The 17508-nt window shown below is 53.1% G+C and carries 18 protein-coding genes and 3 pseudogenes; 15 read left to right on the top strand and 6 right to left on the bottom strand.

What is annotated here, in order from left to right:
• Positions 1-3 precede the first annotated feature (3 nt).
• From CCX46_RS22615 to CCX46_RS22580, 8 genes are all read left to right on the top strand, one after another.
• The gene (locus tag CCX46_RS22615) at positions 4-921 is read left to right on the top strand and encodes a fimbrial protein (RefSeq protein ID WP_127929386.1); all 918 of its coding nucleotides are present in this window, start codon (positions 4-6) and stop codon (positions 919-921) included.
• A gap of 20 nt (positions 922-941) precedes the next feature.
• Positions 942-1433, top strand: a complete 492-nt coding sequence (locus CCX46_RS22610; RefSeq protein WP_127929385.1) for a fimbrial protein — start codon at positions 942-944, stop codon at positions 1431-1433.
• Position 1434: 1 nt separating this feature from the next.
• Positions 1435-1956, top strand: a complete 522-nt coding sequence (locus CCX46_RS22605; protein WP_127929384.1) for a fimbrial protein — start codon at positions 1435-1437, stop codon at positions 1954-1956.
• An 801-nt stretch (positions 1957-2757) separates the two neighbouring features.
• Positions 2758-4176: a cytochrome ubiquinol oxidase subunit I gene (locus CCX46_RS22600; RefSeq protein ID WP_127929383.1), complete on the top strand. Its 1419-nt coding sequence runs from the start codon at positions 2758-2760 to the stop codon at positions 4174-4176.
• A gap of 3 nt (positions 4177-4179) precedes the next feature.
• Positions 4180-5187 (top strand): cytochrome d ubiquinol oxidase subunit II, encoded by a 1008-nt coding sequence (gene cydB, locus CCX46_RS22595; protein WP_127929382.1) that lies wholly within the window; start codon positions 4180-4182, stop codon positions 5185-5187.
• Between the two features lie 15 nt (positions 5188-5202).
• Positions 5203-5364 (top strand): DUF2474 domain-containing protein, encoded by a 162-nt coding sequence (locus CCX46_RS22590; protein WP_008041684.1) that lies wholly within the window; start codon positions 5203-5205, stop codon positions 5362-5364.
• A 146-nt stretch (positions 5365-5510) separates the two neighbouring features.
• The gene (locus CCX46_RS22585) at positions 5511-6668 is read left to right on the top strand and encodes a TDT family transporter (protein ID WP_127929381.1); all 1158 of its coding nucleotides are present in this window, start codon (positions 5511-5513) and stop codon (positions 6666-6668) included.
• A 196-nt stretch (positions 6669-6864) separates the two neighbouring features.
• Entirely contained in the window at positions 6865-7737 is an 873-nt protein-coding gene (locus CCX46_RS22580) for a LysR family transcriptional regulator (protein WP_032832643.1), read from the top strand.
• Between the two features lie 269 nt (positions 7738-8006).
• On the opposite strand, the gene CCX46_RS22575 is transcribed toward CCX46_RS22580, so the two are convergent.
• From CCX46_RS22575 to CCX46_RS22555, 5 genes are read right to left on the bottom strand one after another with little or no spacing between them, the layout of a single operon-like run.
• Positions 8007-8597, bottom strand: coding sequence for an HvfX family Cu-binding RiPP maturation protein (locus CCX46_RS22575; RefSeq protein ID WP_008041676.1), 591 nt, complete (start codon positions 8595-8597; stop codon positions 8007-8009).
• 12 nt (positions 8598-8609) lie between these two features.
• Positions 8610-9269, bottom strand: coding sequence for a putative DNA-binding domain-containing protein (locus CCX46_RS22570; protein ID WP_008041669.1), 660 nt, complete (start codon positions 9267-9269; stop codon positions 8610-8612).
• The gene (locus tag CCX46_RS22565; RefSeq protein WP_008041667.1) at positions 9266-10099 is read right to left on the bottom strand and encodes a DUF692 domain-containing protein; all 834 of its coding nucleotides are present in this window, start codon (positions 10097-10099) and stop codon (positions 9266-9268) included. Before CCX46_RS22565 ends, CCX46_RS22570 begins: the two co-directional genes overlap by 4 nt.
• Entirely contained in the window at positions 10096-10398 is a 303-nt protein-coding gene (locus CCX46_RS22560; protein ID WP_008041665.1) for a hypothetical protein, read from the bottom strand. Before CCX46_RS22560 ends, CCX46_RS22565 begins: the two co-directional genes overlap by 4 nt.
• Before the next feature lie 14 nt (positions 10399-10412).
• On the bottom strand, positions 10413-11348 hold the full coding sequence (locus CCX46_RS22555; RefSeq protein ID WP_127929380.1) for an MBL fold metallo-hydrolase: 936 nt from the start codon (positions 11346-11348) through the stop codon (positions 10413-10415).
• Between the two features lie 611 nt (positions 11349-11959).
• Between CCX46_RS22555 and CCX46_RS22550 the strand changes: the two genes are divergently transcribed.
• From CCX46_RS22550 to CCX46_RS30920, 3 genes and pseudogenes are all read left to right on the top strand, one after another.
• Positions 11960-12214 (top strand): DUF2790 domain-containing protein, encoded by a 255-nt coding sequence (locus CCX46_RS22550; RefSeq protein WP_127929379.1) that lies wholly within the window; start codon positions 11960-11962, stop codon positions 12212-12214.
• A gap of 103 nt (positions 12215-12317) precedes the next feature.
• The gene (locus CCX46_RS22545) at positions 12318-12542 is read left to right on the top strand and encodes a hypothetical protein (RefSeq protein WP_127929378.1); all 225 of its coding nucleotides are present in this window, start codon (positions 12318-12320) and stop codon (positions 12540-12542) included.
• A 186-nt stretch (positions 12543-12728) separates the two neighbouring features.
• A pseudogene (locus tag CCX46_RS30920) lies at positions 12729-12979 on the top strand (group II intron reverse transcriptase/maturase); the annotation flags it as partial.
• A gap of 562 nt (positions 12980-13541) precedes the next feature.
• Here the strand turns inward: CCX46_RS30920 and CCX46_RS22535 are convergent.
• Positions 13542-13825, bottom strand: a pseudogene (locus CCX46_RS22535) (transposase domain-containing protein); the annotation flags it as partial.
• A gap of 218 nt (positions 13826-14043) precedes the next feature.
• On the opposite strand from CCX46_RS22535, the gene CCX46_RS30745 reads away from it, so the two are divergent.
• The 4 genes and pseudogenes from CCX46_RS30745 (at position 14044) to CCX46_RS22515 (ending at position 17437) form a co-directional block, all read left to right on the top strand.
• Positions 14044-14241 carry a hypothetical protein gene (locus CCX46_RS30745; protein WP_177413843.1) on the top strand — a complete coding sequence of 66 codons (198 nt, stop codon included), beginning with the start codon at positions 14044-14046 and terminating at the stop codon, positions 14239-14241.
• Positions 14242-14868: 627 nt separating this feature from the next.
• Positions 14869-15762: a tRNA 2-thiocytidine(32) synthetase TtcA gene (ttcA, locus tag CCX46_RS22525; RefSeq protein WP_127929377.1), complete on the top strand. Its 894-nt coding sequence runs from the start codon at positions 14869-14871 to the stop codon at positions 15760-15762.
• 164 nt (positions 15763-15926) lie between these two features.
• Positions 15927-16628, top strand: a pseudogene (gene ttcA, locus CCX46_RS22520) (tRNA 2-thiocytidine(32) synthetase TtcA); the annotation flags it as partial.
• A gap of 134 nt (positions 16629-16762) precedes the next feature.
• The gene (locus CCX46_RS22515) at positions 16763-17437 is read left to right on the top strand and encodes a DNA-3-methyladenine glycosylase I (RefSeq protein WP_095123040.1); all 675 of its coding nucleotides are present in this window, start codon (positions 16763-16765) and stop codon (positions 17435-17437) included.
• Positions 17438-17508 lie beyond the last annotated feature (71 nt).

Raw genomic sequence — 17508 nt, 5'->3', positions numbered from 1 at the left:
CCTATGCGTGATCTGACAATGGGAAAATTTATCTGGATAAGAAAAATCCGGTGCTGCTTTTTAATTGTTTTTTGCAGTCTGGCCAGTCGATACGCTATGTCTGCGGACCCGGTGCTTAGTTTAACTTGCAGCAACACCGAGATGACCGTGAATCTAAAAGAGGTCATTCCACTTAGTCCTTTCCAGACCCGCTTTGCAGGAACTTGCAAAGTCAACTCAATCATTGCGCTAGGTGGATACTACACCCAAGCCCAGCATGGGCAGTCCAACACGGGGCGAGACTTAACGGTAGTGGCGGCGGCAACTGGTTATGACGTGCCCTATGAGAGTGCTCCAGCAAATACTGCTTGTTTTGAACCGGGCAATTGTGACGGGTACCTAGACGTCGGTGATACTCTTTCATACGATTTCATCATCTCTGGGACCACTAGGACCACGCCAGGATTTTATTTTGGAGGGGTGACCTTATATGGAACCGATGTGGCTTTCGCGAGTAAAGTCGCCATCGGGGTGGTGAATTTCGCCTACACGGTTGTTCAACCTACTTGCTCCATCAGCTCAGCGTCCCATCTTGCCCTTGGGTTCGGTGCGCTTACGAGCAACGACTTCGCCTCGTCGCAGCAGGTGGCTGAAATCAGCTTGAGCTGCAGCGCAGCCACGCAGGTCAATGTCACGCTTGTACCGACTCAAAGCGCGGTCAATGGTTCCCCTGGTGTATCCGCAACTACCCTTGACGGTTTATCCATGGCCGCCACATGGGTCGACAGCACCTCTGCCGTTGTCTTTAACACACCGCGCAATTTTGCAATGAACAAGGGTAGCAACCTCATCCAACTTGGATTCCGTCCCAAGCTCAATGCTGGCAGTTCCCCTGTCGGGGATTTTTCCAGCCAGTACACACTGAACATTGTCTATCCCTGATCTTCTAAAGGAACTCGATCATGAAATTGCCTTTCTCGCTGACCGCTGCAGTTGTCGTGATGCTGACCTGCCGGTCTGCACTCGCGATTACCGATACTGTCACCATTAATGTATCTGGCACGCTCACCAGGCCGCCTTGCACGGTGACCAGCAGCAAGACGTTGAGTGTGAATTTCGGCAGCCTGCGTTATGACCAGGTTTCCTCCGCGCCGGTGATCCCAGTGCCCGTTACGCTGACTTGCCCGGCGAACTCTTCTTTGAGTGTCAGCGTCAAGGCATCGGGCGTCATGGCTGGCTCGACCACCCAGGCGGCAACAGACAAGGCCAATCTGGCGTATACGCTGACGCTGAACAGCGACAGCTCGGAAGTTGATATCACAGGGGCAAAACGTACGCTGACCAAGCAAAGCGGCACCGTAGACTTGAGCATGAAGGCAAAGCTCGTTGCGACGGGTGCGCTTACCGAAGGTAATTTCAGTGCTTCGACGATGATCAATATCGAGTACCTGTGATATGTCAACGGTCATCAGGGTGATGCTGTGGGGGACGTTATTGTCTGCGGTCATGCTTTGCTCCACCAAGACCATAGCCGCCGATACCACTCGTCTCGACATCAGCGGCAGCCTTATCAAGCCGCCCTGTACCGCCAATTTTGGGGCGACGCAAAGCGTTGATCTTCCCAGCGTGAGTCTCAACTCATTGAAAATGGGGCTTAACGAGTGGACAGACGTTGCCCTGGGTTTCCAATGTACGCAGGGCAGTAAGGTGCAATTGCGCTTCACTGCCGGCAACGGCGCCTACGACGCCTCTACGTTGCGTACCACGTTGGACAAACTGGGATTGAAAACCCGTCTGAGCGACGTGACAGGCACTGTCCGCGAAGTGGATCTCAATTTTGGCGAGCCACTGACGTTCTTGGTCGAGGCGACAGCGCTGAATCTCAAGCTTTCGGTCAAGCCGGTACTCGGCGCACAGGAGTTACCTGCGGTTGGCAGTTATAACGCAACCCTGATGATGGAGATCGTTTACCTGTAGCGCCAGGCTTTAATTTATGAAATCGGTAGGTCGTTTTTTCCGAGAAACTGCACCTCTTCCCTCCGTTAAAGAACCCTAATGCCGGCGTACACGAAAGAAAAAATGTCCTGAACTTTGTCATAGTTTCGGGCGTCTACGCTTGTCGGCGATTTAACCTCGATTTTTTATACGCACTCCGTTCGCCATACTGCTGAGTTAATCGAGCCTCAATCACCTCATGGGTCATGATTGTCGACAGCTGTTTGTGCCTTGTAGCATCGCCTTGATTAAATGTTGAGTTAAGCGTCATGTTCACGACAGAGATGCCCCGTTAAAAGCCTTATCGAAAAAATCGATAAGGCTTGCCGATAATACGGTAAAAAGCCGATAAGAAAATGACTTAAACTACACACCTTCACATCAGAAGGATTACTAAAGCGCGTTATCACGCATAAGAAGTATGAGCATCGTACAGGTCGTAGCTGTTCTTAATGGCTTTGCTGAGCTCCATTTCTACAGTTCCTGGAAAAAGCGAACTGTGGGGTTTTATGGAGGAGCAGTTTCGCGTGGTTTAACACTCATTCAAAGACGGAGTCTTTAAGTCAAGACTCACTGTGTTCCAATGAATTGCGTTTTGTATTCAATTCTGGTGGTTGAAGTTTGGTTTATGATCTTTTGCTGATTTAAAAAACTTGAGCCGGCTTATCTTTCGTGGTTCCGCGTGCCATCTCGGCAGAGAAAGTACATCGGTAATGTAGAGCGCAGTCACTTACTTAAAAGTACTGTTGCAGTCATGCTTTATCTGCATATAAGAGGGCAGTTATGTTCAACCTACAGGCATTAGACTTGGCGCGAATGCAGTTTGCATTTACGGTGTCGTTCCATATCCTGTTCCCGGCCATCACCGTCGGTTTGGCGGGTTACCTGGCCGTTCTTGAGGGGATGTGGCTCAAGACCCGTAACGACACCTACCGTGATCTGTACCACTTCTGGTCGAAGATTTTTGCGGTCAACTTCGGCATGGGCGTGGTGTCCGGCATTGTGATGGCCTATCAGTTCGGTACCAACTGGAGTCGCTTTTCGGACTTCGCCGGTCCCGTCACCGGGACGCTGCTTACCTATGAGGTGCTCACCGCCTTCTTTCTTGAGGCGGGCTTTCTGGGTGTGATGTTGTTCGGCTGGGGCCGCGTCGGGCGCGGACTGCATTTTTTCTCGACCGTAATGGTGTCTCTTGGAACGCTGATATCGACCTTCTGGATTTTGGCGTCCAATAGCTGGATGCAAACCCCCAATGGCTTCGAAGTCGTTAACGGGCAGGTGATTCCGACGGATTGGCTGGCGGTCATTTTCAACCCATCGTTACCCTACCGCCTCGCACACATGTCGATCGCTGCGTTTGTTGCCACCGCCTTCTTTGTCGGTTCATCGGCTGCCTGGCATCTGTTGCGCGGCCGTGATAACCCGGCGATCCGCACCATGCTGTCGATGGCCATGTGGATGGCGTTGATCGTCATGCCCATTCAGATCATGGTCGGTGATATGCACGGCCTGAATACGCTGGAACATCAGCCGGCAAAAATCGCTGCGATTGAAGGGCATTGGCAAAACCGTGGTAACGAACCGACACCGCTGATTCTGTTCGGCTGGCCGGACATGAAAGCCGAGAAGACTAGATTCACCGTCGAAATTCCATACCTGGGCAGTCTGATACTGACCCATAGCCTGGAGAAACAGGTTCCCGCCCTGAAATCGTTTGCCCCTGAAGATCGCCCGAACTCGACCATCGTGTTCTGGTCGTTCCGGGTGATGGCCGGCCTCGGCATGTTGATGCTCTTCACCGGATTGTGGAGCTTGTGGTTGCGCAAACGCGGAACGCTTTACCAGTGCCGCCCCTTTCTGTACTTGGCGATGTTCATGGGGCCGTCCGGTTTGATCGCGATTCTCGCCGGTTGGCTCACCACCGAAATCGGTCGTCAACCGTGGGTGGTGTATGGCCTGTTGCGTACTGCCGATGCTTCCTCAAACCACAGCGTGGCACAGATGAGCCTTACCCTGGTGCTGTTTGTGGTGGTGTATTTCGCGCTGTTCGGTACCGGTTTCGGCTACATGATGCGCCTGGTGCGCAAAGGTCCGAAGACCAACGAAGGCGCAGAAATCAGCCACGCAGGTTCTGGTCTTTCCGCTACCGACGACACCGTTGAAGGCGATCACCGCCTTAGCCCGAACAAGAAGGGGAACTGAGTTATGGGTATTGATCTTCCATTGATTTGGGCCGTGGTCATCATTTTCGGCATCATGATGTACGTGATCATGGACGGCTTCGACCTGGGGATTGGCATTCTCTTTCCGTTCATTCCGGGCAAGACCGATCGTGACGTGATGATGAACACCGTCGCCCCCATCTGGGACGGTAACGAGACCTGGCTCGTACTGGGTGGCGCGGCGCTGCTCGGTGCCTTCCCGCTGGCTTACTCGGTGGTATTATCGGCATTATATCTGCCGCTGATTCTGATGCTGTTCGGGCTCATATTCCGGGGCGTGGCCTTTGAGTTCCGCTTCAAGGCTAAAGAACACAAGCGTCATATCTGGGACAAAGCCTTCATCGGTGGTTCGCTGGTCGCCACATTCTTCCAGGGCGTGGCGCTGGGGGCGTTCATCGATGGTATACCGGTGGTCAATCGGCAGTTCGCTGGTGGTGAGCTGGACTGGTTGACACCCTTCAGCCTGTTTTGTGGCCTGGCCCTGATCGTCGCGTATGCCTTGCTGGGTTGTACCTGGCTGATCATGAAAACCGAAGGCAAGTTGCAAGAACGGATGCATAACCTGGCTCGGCCGCTGGTTCTCGTGCTGCTGGCGGTAATCGCTATCGTCAGTATCTGGACGCCACTCACCCATCCCGAGATTGCCGCTCGCTGGTTCATCCTGCCGAACCTGTTCTGGTTCCTGCCGGTGCCGATTCTGGTGCTGATCACAACCTGGTGCCTGCTCAAGGCGGTGGCGCGCAACGCGCACTACACGCCGTTCCTGCTGACCCTGCTGCTGGTATTCCTCGGCTACAGCGGTTTGGGCATCAGTCTGTGGCCGAACATCGTGCCTCCGTCCATTTCAATTTGGGAGGCTGCTGCCCCACCGCAAAGCCAGGGCTTTCTCCTGCTGGGTACCTTGTTCACTATCCCGTTCATCCTGGGTTACAGCTTCTGGAGCTACTACGTGTTCCGCGGCAAGGTTACCCACGAAGACGGTTACCACTAGCAGAGGGCTGCTCCAATGGACAGTAAGACAATTGTTGAACCGGCCGAGCATAAGCCACTACTGCGGCAGAAGTTGGGCTGGATGCTGGTGATTTATGTGGGCAGCGTGGCGGCACTAGGTGTGTTTGCCATGCTGATCCGACTGTTCATGCAGGCGGCGGGGATGAAGTCGCACTGACCAACATTCTGATACTGGATACAGCCTCTTCAAAAAGTCGAGAGTTGCCCGAAGAGGCTGTTCTTTGCCGAACCGCGAAATTGCGATAAGCAACTCACCCAAAAAATGAGCGCACGCTCAGCCACACATACATCAGGAAGATTGTCATGTCGCTTAAAGATCTCGCAACTATCAATGCGGGAGCCAAACCCCTTAGCCATTTGAGTCGACCTCGCGATGCGATACGCCAATTCACGCCGAACTGGTTTGCAGCGACCATGGGCACCGGCATTCTTGCCTTGGCCCTGGCTCAGTTTCCTCTAGCCATCCCTGGCTTGAGGTCCATTGCTGAAGGGCTCTGGATGTTCAATATCCTTCTGTTCTGTACCTTCAGTGCGATGTACATGGCTCGGTGGATCATGTTTTTTGACGAGGCCAAGCAGATCTTCGGGCACTCCACGGTCTCGATGTTCTTCGGCACTATTCCGATGGGGCTTGCGACCCTTATCAATGGTCTTATAGTGTTCGGCGGTGCTCGTTGGGGCTCAGCGGTCATACCGTTGGCTGAGGCCCTATGGTGGATTGATGTGGTCATGGCGCTCGCTTGCGGTGTGCTGATTCCTTACATGATGTTCACCCGTCAAGAGCACAGCATCGATCAAATGACGGCCGTCTGGTTGCTGCCAGTTGTCGCTGCGGAAGTCGCGGCTGCAAGTGGTGGGGCGCTGGCTCCGCACCTGCTCGATACCGGCGCGCAATTTGTTATGTTGATTACCAGCTATGTACTGTGGGCCTATTCGGTTCCTGTCGCGCTGAGCATTCTGGTCATCCTGCTGTTGCGCATGGCGTTGCACAAACTTCCCCACGAAAGCATGGCTGCATCCAGCTGGTTATCCCTGGGGCCTATCGGTACGGGTGCGTTGGGCATGCTGGTCATAGGCAGTGACGCTCCCGCGATCTTTTCGGTGCAGGGATTGCAAGGGATTGGCGAGGTTGCTCAAGGCATTGGCCTGATTTCCGGCATTCTTTTCTGGGGCCTAGGGTTGTGGTGGATGGCAATGGCCACCCTCATCACGGTCCGTTACTTTAAGGCGGGTGTTCCTTTTAATCTGGGGTGGTGGGGGTTTACTTTTCCTATCGGCGTCTATGCCCTCACGACTCTCAAGTTGGGCGCTATTCTGCATTCCATCTTTTTCAATGTTTTTGGCGGATGCTTGGTGTTGGTGTTGGCGGTCCTGTGGTTGATCGTGGTTTCCAGGACGATTGCTGGCGCGTATCGAGGACATCTTTTCGTCTCGCCATGCCTGGCGTCTTTGGCTAAATAGTCAACTCATCAATAGCGGCCTCAGGCTTGCGAGCCTGAGGTCAGCGGCCAACCTGACCTCCTGCATGACCTCTCTTTATTTACTCAGCCTGGGTGCCAAGTGAGTGCTGTTTCATTAGCGCTGACTGCATCGTCCAGATCCTGGAACGTCTGAGTACCCGCCAGCATTCGCTTATAGCCATGATTATTTCCCTTAAATGAACCTTCATCATCTCTTAATCTTTCATACGATTACCAAGACCGGCAGCATCACGGCCTGTGCAAAGGCGTTGCACATTTCGCAACCAGCGTTGTCTCGCGAATTGCGAAAACTTGAGGAGCGCTTCGGTCTAACACTTTTTGAACGCCAACCGCGTGGTATGCGTTTGACGCATGCCGGCGACGTTCTTGCCGGATATGCCGATCGGCTCTTTGATATTGCCAGAACGGCTGACCTAGCAATGAAGGAACTCGAAAGCGCCAAGATTGGGCACTTATCCATAGCGGCGAGCAGCACTATCGGCACCTATGTCTTGCCGCGCGTTCTTGCACGTTTTCGCAATAACAACCCAGGTGTAAAGGTCAGTCTTTTCGTGAATAACACGGAACAGGTTTCTGAAGCCGTTGCAGATATGCGCTATTCGCTGGGCTTTATTGAAGGTCCTTTGCATATAAAAGGATTGACCGCTACCCGTTTTCGCGAGGACGACTTGCTGCCAGTGGTCGCCGCGTGGCACCGGTTGGCCGATGCTACCGCCATTAAACCCGGGGATATCGATGACGAGCCATTGCTGATGCGCGAGGTGGGATCGGGCACCCGCGAATTGGTGGCGGCAGTACTCGAAGACCTGGGTGTGCAGCAAGGATCAATCATGGAGTTTGGCAACACCGAGGCCATCAAACAGGCTGCCATTCATGGTGGCGGTATCGCTTGGCTGCCCTCCATCAGTATCACCGATGAAGTGGCCAATGACGTACTCATCCCTCTACCCTGCGCGCAGCTCACGCTACGCCGAACGTTGAGTATTGTGCGTCGCGCGGCTGTCCCTGATGGGCCGGCCGAGCGCGAATTACTCTCCTTGCTCGGGTGAGCCGGATGAGAGCGCCTTATCAGATGTATGTGCTCGCGCGAATATCATCAATCAAATGGCGTTCTCGTTTCTGTGTCTTTTGGAACTTTGTGAAGAGGCAAAAAAAGGGCTGAGTAGCGAACTCAGCCCAAAGCTAATTAAACGGAACCCACGGGCCCGGCTTGGGTTTAGCTGTTACCCGTCGCCGGCCGTTGATGAAAATGCCTGGTGACATTGACCAAGGGGCTACCTGGCGCGTCCTGAATCGAACCGCCACGCTAGCTATATGGTCACTTCGGCCAACGCGGGAAGATCTTGGCCAGCCAATGGTCTGCGCTGACATAGCGACCTGCGCCATAGAAGAACAGCACCATAATCATGATGGCGTAGGTCACCGTGAATTCGATGCCGTTGTTGAGGATTATTGGGTCACCCAATTCCGTTACATAGTTGAAGCGGCCCGGAAAGGATTGTTGCAGCCAAGTCATGAGACCACTGAGCCGCATACTGGCTTCGGTGGATTTGTCGGCAATCGCGGCCCAGCCGTGGGACCAATGGACAGCCAGACCGGCGACGGTCATCAATATCGCCAATGGGATAGTGACGATGCGGGTGAACAGACCCAGGGCAATGCAGATCAGTCCTGCTACTTCGGTTCCCGTAGCAAGCGTGGCCATCAGCGTGGGCAAAGGCATGCCGAGACCGCCTTGAGCCGCTGGAGTGGCGAACCACTCGACCAGTCCACTGAAGCCGGTAACTTTGGCGTGGGCGCCCTCGTAGAGGGTCGGCAGCAGATACAAACGGATGGAAAGGAGCGCTACGAAATCCAACTTTTTGGACTTTTCGAGGCCGCGATTCAGAAGTGCGATCAGTTTAGCCATGGTGATGCCTTACTATTCGTGGTGTGAAGTAATGAGTTCGTGCGCAAGCGCGTGGGTGAACCAGTGTGCTGACTCTTGTGGCGATATGAGCCGCTCGCCGTCTGTGAAGGAGGACAGTTCTGCGATGTCGTGATTTGAAAGCCTTTGCGTCATGACCCTATGGTCGAATGTGCGAAAGATGGCATAGGCATAAGGCGCATCGTGGTTTAGCAGTGCCTGCGCCGCATGTTGGTCGTCCGTATGCAGATCAAAGGGAGTGGCCAGCCATCGCACGGTGGGGTTGAGGTAAACATGGGTTGGGCGACGCGCCTCCTGTCCATCGGGATAGGGGACTGGGGTCTTATCGACCTCTACGTCAAACAGCATCCATTCGTACTCGATAAGGGGCCGCCCGATACCTGGCGGCAGGCGCGGCTGCATGAAGCGGACAAACTCGGTCGCAAGGTGAATGAATTCGGCCCGCGTTGCGCCAAAGCATTTGTAAAATGCGTCGATATCCTGGCGCAGGCGCTCGGCACCGCGATGTTGGGTAAACCGTGGGAACATCGTGGTGACTAGCTCTTGCGCGTTCACCCGGACCAACTCTCCATACGGGCCGAGATCACCGCGGCGAACGGCCTGACACCGACGCTCTGCTTCGCTGGTGACCTCTGGTGCGATGCGAACGTTCATTGCAGTTTCCCGGTCGAGCCGGTCATGGCCTCATGGATGCCGCGCAGTTCCTCACATAGCTCGTCAAGGCTGGGTATATTGTTGTCGCGCTCCAGCACAATGGGCTGCTCACCGAACCGATGAACCGCATAGGCACCCAGATTAAGCACGGCGACCGAAACGTCGGTTCCATGGGTATCCAGGACCCGCTCTTGAGGACCATTATCCAGATGGCCGGCAACGTGAAAGTAAGTCACCGCATCCGTTGGTAATGCATCTATGAATGCGTGCGGATCGAATCCGTGATTGCGCGAGTTCACATACGCATTGTTGACATCCAATAGCAGTCCGCAGCTTGAGGCGTCGATCAGCCGAGCGATGAATTCGGTCTCGGCCATCTGCCCCTCCTCATCGTAGTAGTAGGAGATGTTCTCCAGCGCGATACGCCGGGACAGGTAATCCTGCACTGCCTTGATCTTATCGACCATCAGCTGCAGGCTGGCCTGCGTGCGACTTACCGGAATCAGCTCGTAAAGGTAGCCGCGGCTATCGCGTGACATGCTGACGTGATCGCTATAGATCGCAATGTCGTAGTTGTCCAGGAAGGTCTTCACTGCGCTCAAGTAATTCATATCCAGCGGTTGTGCGTCGCCGATGGACAGGCTCAAGCTGTGTGCAACCATTGGATATTTATCCGCGATGGCGTCGAGTTGTTCCATGCTCTCTCCACCCAACCCCATCCAGTTGTCGGGTACGACTTCCAAAAAGTCGAAGTCATTCCGGATGGGGCCGTTGGCGAGAGACGAGGCAAACTCACGTCGGAGCCCAAGCCCTCGTCCTTGGATGATCATTGGCCACAAACCCCTTCGGAGAGCTTCTTCTGGGTCGTTTCGGCGATGTCGTAACCCTCAGCGGTCAGGCCACATTTACCGTCACGTGTGCGGACCAAGCGACCCTGTGGGTCCTGACTGAGTTTGGCCTGGCCGTAGATCTTCTCGGTGCCGCACTTACCGCTGGCACACTTGCCACCACCCGTGGTGGTCTTGGCAGTGGCCGGTGGTGGGGTTTCACCGGCGTGAGCCGGCTGGCTGATGACGGCGAGCGAGGCGAGCGAAGCTACGGCGATGGATAGTGCGAAGGTGTGTTTCATTGGATGCTCCTGAGTCATGGCATTTCGAAGCGCGACAGATCACGACCTGCGTAAACCGGGCCGTGGTAGTAGCGTTTGATAATTTCGACGTTGCTATCCTTATTCTTCAAAGACTTACCCATGAAGTGATTGAGGATGAGCATTTTGGGATTGACGGCTGCGGCAATCTTGCCAACGACCGTGGGTGTTGCATGGAGGAATTTAGAGGTGTCGTCGGCATCGTCATCGATGGCAGCTGGCATAACCAAAATGTCAGCGCCCTTGGCAAAGTCGACGAACCCGGCACGGCTGCCGTTCTGATCCGCGGAGATCACGATCGTGCCGCACTTGCCTTCGATGCGAAATGCCAAGGTCGGCACATCACCGTGCGGAATGCCGTACGCATAAACCTTAACCTCGGCGTCTTGATAGACGAGGGAGGCTTTCTCGGCGTGGCGATCCACGTTGATAATCGGGCTGATCTTTAGATTCAGCCCATCACTACCATCATGCAGACCCTCGAGATAGGCAAACGAGCCCGTTTTGGCAGCAAACGTGTCATGGAAGAATTCCGTCATGCTCGGGAATGAGTCAGATCCATCCGGACCGACCAGTGCGGTTGTGTGACCCGAGGCCATAAAATACGCGCCCTTCAAGATGGCGGGTAAGTCGACGCTATGGTCTGTGTGGAAATGCGAAATGCCGATGAAGTTCAGGTCTTCCAATCGGGCATGCGCCTGGCCAAAGCGCAGGTACGTACCACCGCCAGCGTCAATGAGCAGTCGCGACTTTCCATCAATCCAGACTATCTCCCCCGATGATGCACGAGCGTCGTCAGAGATTGGGCCACCAGAACCGAGCAGTTGAATGCTCATGGAATGCGATGTGTCACAGCTAGTTGTAGCGGCGGATGCACCGCAGGAGAGTGCCGCCAAACTAAGAGCGGTGGCGATTCGCAAGATTGTTTTCACAGTGAAGCTCCAAGCGGACTGAAGTGGAATGTGCGGGTCACCGAGTGGTGCCGAGCAGCACCAATGAGGTGTGACACATCGTTATCGATAGCTGACATATGCACCATTGCTTGTTTTTGATAGGTCGCATGCCTTTTTGGTATGCATTAAGGCGATGTTGCCGCATAGGTAGATTTCAAACTCTCGTTGGGCAGGGGGACGCAAGCCATGCCGATAGGGCATGGCGCACATGCGAAAAATGTCATCGTGCATGTCGGGTGAAAGTGGAAGAATAAATTCGAATTAATTACCGACTCATCCCGCATTACTTGCTAATGGAAATACCATGGTCATTTGTCGTCCATTTTTTCGCGCTGAACTTGTCTCAGGAGGTCGTTCCTTCCTTTCATCCCGATGGGGAATCAGACTTTTCTAGGCGGTATCTCAATTGTGAGTGTTCGGCTCATTAGCCCTATACACATCTCATGCAGTTACAGCTCATGAATCTTAAGATGGGGCGAGATTGAACTATAACTTTGTCATTGTTCTGTTCGTAGATTATTTCTGTCGGGTTAGTTGCTGTAGGCTCATTATCAGCTAACAAGAAACTACAAAAATATAGAGGTAATTAAATGAAGTTGTTTATGCTTGGATTTGCTACCTTGCTCACCAGCGGTTTAGTTTTTGCCGATACTACTGAGAATTCACCGGTGATTCACGACAAGACTGGCTTCTATGTTTCTATGGATATCGCAAAAGTCATATCAGTTACTGATACATCGGGCCAGTGCGGTGTGATTCCCGCACGTCTCGATTACCTGGACCATCAGGGGCGGGAGCATGTTTTGGACTATCTGGTTCAAGGAGGTTGCCCGAACGAAAACTGATGATCACTGCGGTCAATTAATAACGACACTTCCTAAAGTGCCATTTATAAATTTCATATCGCCCAAGCGACACCCTCCGTTATTACCTCAGGAAATTAATTCTATGAAACTGTCCACCCTTGTCATGGCCGGCCTATTGTCCGTCATCTCTGCCGCTGCCTTTGCCGAAGACGGTTCTGACCGGGCCCGCGCCCGTTGGGAGGCGTTCCAGGCCAGCCAGGTGGAGGCCCACACTGACGCCGCGCAAAAGGCCTTGGCAGCCCAGACCAAATACAACGATTCTTCTGCAGCAGACACTATTGAACAGAAGCAACAGCCCGATATCTGATCATTCGAGCCGTTCCCGACATTCACTTCTTTTACACTCGGCTAACTTGGATTTGGTGTTTAATTTAGCGCGCGATAATACGGGCGTTGCTCGTTAGCGCAACCAGCTTGGCTGTGGTGGCCCCGCTGGTGACTTGGTGGAGAAACTCTCTGTACTCCCGGCAAGGGGAAGAAGCCAGAGGTACGGGTGTCGCGGGTGACTGCGAATCTGAAGGAAGCATGTGAAACGCAGATTATATTCCAAAAGAAAACTGTTACTCCGAGTCCCGGATGGTATCCGAGGAAGACTCTGACACGGGTCAAGCATCGACGGCGTCCGTGACGTGGACGATCGCGGAGTCGGACACGCTTATGGCGCGGGTGGTTGCACCCGTCAACCTTAAGCGTGCGTTTCAGCGCGTAGTCAGCAACAAGGGCGCACCGTGTGCCGATGGCATTATTACTTGGGTTGCGGGATGAGCTGGCACCAACAGCCGAGGCTAAAAAAGGGGAACTCAACTAGCGCTGATCTTTTATTAGTTGCTTATGACGCGGGATTAGTGCTGATCGTTGTTCTGTGCTCGCTGAGCTTCTTTTTCCTTCCTGTGATTATTTATATCTAGTCTGGCACCCCAAGCGGTGACGACGACTCCAAAAACGACCAACAAAATCAGTTGAGTGGTAAGCATGGCTGTCTCCCTGTAAAGGGGCTATTGGACTTGCAATTGCATTCCATGCCAAATTTAAGTTGTTACAGTATCTTGCAGCGACGGACGCTTTTACGAGTGCGCACTAAACCCTGTCAGCTCGACGCTTCTGATTTTAAGAATCTTCTTATATCAACCGGATAATTCAGCTGTCATCTTCTTCATTTATTTCTCCGGATATTGAACGGCTATGAAGATAGATAGATCCAGAAAGGTTTATACAACCCTTTTTACGCGGGCTATTTTTTATACTGCGACAGCTGTTGGCGCCGCCCCGTCTTGCGCGACTAAATCGGTTACCAGTTATGCGCCAGCTACTGCGCCATATTACTGGCCCGCTGCATCGGCAGGCGCGTGAGGACGTCCTTCAAATAAGCATACGGATCATGCCTGTTGAGTCGCGCTGACTGGATCAAATTCATGATCGCCGCCGCCCGTTTATCGCTGCGCAGCGAACCTGCAAAAACTAGTTCTTACGACCCACGGCCCACGACCGGATCTGGTTCTCGGCCCAATCATTGGGCAAGGCCCCGTCTTCGAGATAGCGCGACAGCGCAGTCCAGCGTTTCAGGCTGTAGTCCAAGGCTCTGCTGATGGCTCTGCACGTTGTAGCCGATGATTACCTCGTGATCGGGGCTGTACACGTGAGTCCTGGCTTCAGTGTGCCCATCGAGACGCTGGCGCAGAAACTCGCCAGTTTCTTGGATAGTGAACGGCTTTTACTCGAACTTTTCGCATGCAGCTCCCCCCGGTCGCAGCTACGCGTCGATGAGTACGCGAACTAACGACTAGTTGTACTCCCGTGAGCGCACCGCCGTGACTTATGCTTGCAAGCAGCAGTTCTGGAAAAGACGGTTCGCCTCGGTCTTTCGCCTGTTCGCCGGCGTTATCGATCGCGTCGAGCAAGATGATCAGTTGTCGATCAGTCGTTACTCGACGGACAGTATCCGCTGCTTGGCCTATTTTCAGCCGAAAGGCACGGATCAGGTCATCGCTATCGTCCGTACCCGGTAAAAGCGGATCACACAAGCCGCGACACGCGAGCTCATTGACGATATGGACTAATCCTTTTCTCGGCAGATGAGGCTTGCCACACTGTTCGTAAGCCATGTCCAACGCCTTGATGACCAGATCCGCATCCGGCTTGTTCGACAGCGCCCAATCACAGTCCCGATAACGCTGCAATCACCAACGACGTTACGTGCGCTTGATGATCCCAGCTGCACTGATGGCGTCTGCTGCCGTCCCAAATGGTAGAGGATGATCTGTCGCCATGAGTGTCTTTGAGGCCAATCAACCCTGGTCACCAGCAGTACTCCGCGATGTAGTCAATCACTGAGGCGCCCTAGCGAAGCTGAAAACGATCGTTGGTCAGGGTGCACTTAAAACGTAGACACAATCTTGTTATGATGCAGCCAAGTCAGATACCGTTCGCTTTATCTCATTTTCGAGTTTTAAGCGTCTAGATAAGATGTGAAGTGTCTGTGTTAATGTATGTTATTTGTTATGGGCTTTCTGTTCTTTGTTTTTGCGTTAATTAGCTATCTGAACTCGTTGCAAGAATGTGGATGTTTTAGGTGGCGTGTTTTTTTCATTGGGGTTATTTCTAAACTTCTAAGTTATTGGTAGGAGCTTAAAGCTATGATGATAGATGAAAGTACAGCTCAATTAAATAAGGCGGCAGAGCTTCGTCGTAAAAAGCTGCGTGGTAATGTCGGAAAGGCTGTTGTAGATTACGCAATGATCGACGACGGCGATAAAGTTATGGTGTGCGTAAGTGGTGGCAAAGATTCATTTGTAATGCTGGATGCGCTGCTACACCTCCAGCGCGTTGCGCACATAAAATTTAGCGTTGTAGCCGTAAATCTTGATCAGAAGCAACCTGGGTTTCCTGAGCATATTTTGCCTGAGTTTTTTGAGAGTAAAGGGATTGATTATTATATAATTGACAAAGATACTTATTCAGTCGTCAAGCAAAAGATTCCTGAGGGTAAAACAACCTGCTCTCTTTGTTCAAGACTCAGAAGGGGTACGCTTTATAGTTTTGCCGAGGGAATAGGGGCTACTAAATTGGCGCTTGGACATCATATGGATGATATGGTTGAGACCTTATTTCTCAACATGTTTTTCCAAGCGCAGATGAAAGGGATGCCGCCTAAACTTCTCAGTGACGATAAGAGGAATATCGTTATTCGGCCGCTCGCCTATTGCCGAGAAAAAGATGTAGCGAAGGTCGCTGCTGATAGTGCGTATCCGATCATTCCATGTAATCTCTGCGGCTCACAAGAGAATCTCCAAAGGAAAAAAATTAAATCGATGATTGCGGAGTGGGACTCGGTAAATCCCGGGTGCGTGGAAAATATTTTTCACAGCTTACAAAGCGTAAACCCTTCCCAGATGGCCGATCGCAGTCTGTTCGACTTCGTAAATCTGTCTATTGACAGATCGGAAGACCGGCCACCCTATAAGTTTGATGACGCAACGGTTTCTTCTTCCCGCGTTGAAAACTGGATAGATGTCGTCCAGGTTTTGTAAAGGTTCAACGTCTTTTTTTGAGGAAAGGGAGGTTCTGGAACTTGCGAAACCATGAAATTTACATTATCGATTTTTTTTGTAAATAATCTTATTCGTAAAACATAGTAAAATTATAGGGTTACGAGCATGAGTGTACTGTTTTCTAGGATATCCTTGAGCTATAAGGCAAGGACAGCTACACCATGCTCGACGTGCTCCTGCACCTGCAGAAGGTTGCACCGATCAAGTTCGAGATCGTCGCGGTGAACATGGACCAGAAGCAGCCGGGGTTCCCCGAGCATGTGCTGCCGGCCTATCTGAAAGAGCTGGGCGTCGAGTATCACATCGTCGAGAAAGACACCTATTCGGTGGTCAAGGAACTGATCCCGGAAGGCAAGACCACTTGCTCGCTGTGCTCGCGCCTGCGTCGCGGCACGCTGTACACCTTTGCCGATGAAATCGGCGCGACCAAAATGGCCCTCGGTCATCACCGTGACGACATCGTCGAGACATTCTTCCTCAACATGTTCTTCAACGGTTCGCTTAAAGCCATGCCGCCGAAGCTGCGTGCCGATGACGGCCGCAACGTGGTGATCCGTCCGCTGGCGTACTGCAACGAGAAAGACATTCAGGCGTACTCGGACTTCAAGGCATTTCCGATTATCCCGTGCAACCTCTGCGGCTCGCAGGAAAACCTGCAGCGGCAGGTGGTCAAGGAAATGCTTCTGGACTGGGAGCGCAAGACCCCGGGTCGAACTGAAAGCATCTTCCGCAGTCTGCAGAACGTGATCCCGTCGCAACTGGCCGATCGCAACCTGTTCGACTTCACCAGCCTGAAGATCGACGAGACGGCGGCTTCGCGCTTCGTTAACGTCGTCAACCTGTAAACACCTTCAAATGTGGGAGCGAGCCTGCTCGCGAAGGGGGAGTATCAGTCAACAAATCAGTTGAATGACACACCGCTTTCGCGAGCAGGCTCGCTCCCACATTGGTTTCTTCGCTTCATTCAATAGGAGAGGGCATGCGCGATTACAAGTGGCTGCACGAATACTGTCTGAACCGCTTCGGTTCGGCGGCTGAACTGGAAGCCCATCTGCCCGTTCCCAAGACCCCGGCGCAACTGCGCAAGATCAGCGACGACCGCTACCTCTCGACCATGGCCCTGCGCGTGTTCCGTGCCGGCCTCAAGCACAGTCTGGTCGACGCCAAGTGGCCGGCCTTCGAAGAAGTGTTCTTCAAGTTCGATCCGGAAAAAGTCGTGCTGATGAGTGCCGAACACCTCGAGCGCCTGATGCAGGATGCGCGGATCATCCGTCACCTTGGCAAGCTCAAGAGCGTGCCGCGCAATGCGCAGTTCATTCTTGATGTCGAGAAAGAGAAGGGCAGTTTCGGTGCATTGATCGCCGACTGGCCGGTGACCGATATCGTCGGTTTGTGGACGTACCTGAAAAAGCACGGTCATCAGTTGGGCGGGCTGTCGGCGCCACGCTTTTTGCGCATGGTTGGCAAGGATACGTTTGTGCCGAGCTACGACGTGGTGGCGGCGCTGAACGCACAGAAGATCGTCGACAAGGTGCCGACCAGTCTGCGTGATCTGGCGATTGTGCAGGATGCGTTCAACCAGTGGCATGAACAGAGCGGCGGGCGGGCGATGAGCCAGATTTCGATGATGCTCGCTTACACCGTCAACCATTAAGACCGCGTCGCCCCATTCGCGAGCAGGCTCGCTCCCACAGGGGAACACATTCCAAATGTGGGAGCGAGCCT

This window comes from Pseudomonas sp. RU47 (assembly GCF_004011755.1).
In the GTDB taxonomy this organism is placed as follows: Bacteria; Pseudomonadota; Gammaproteobacteria; order Pseudomonadales; family Pseudomonadaceae; genus Aquipseudomonas.
This window is presented reverse-complemented; position numbering and strand designations above follow the sequence as displayed.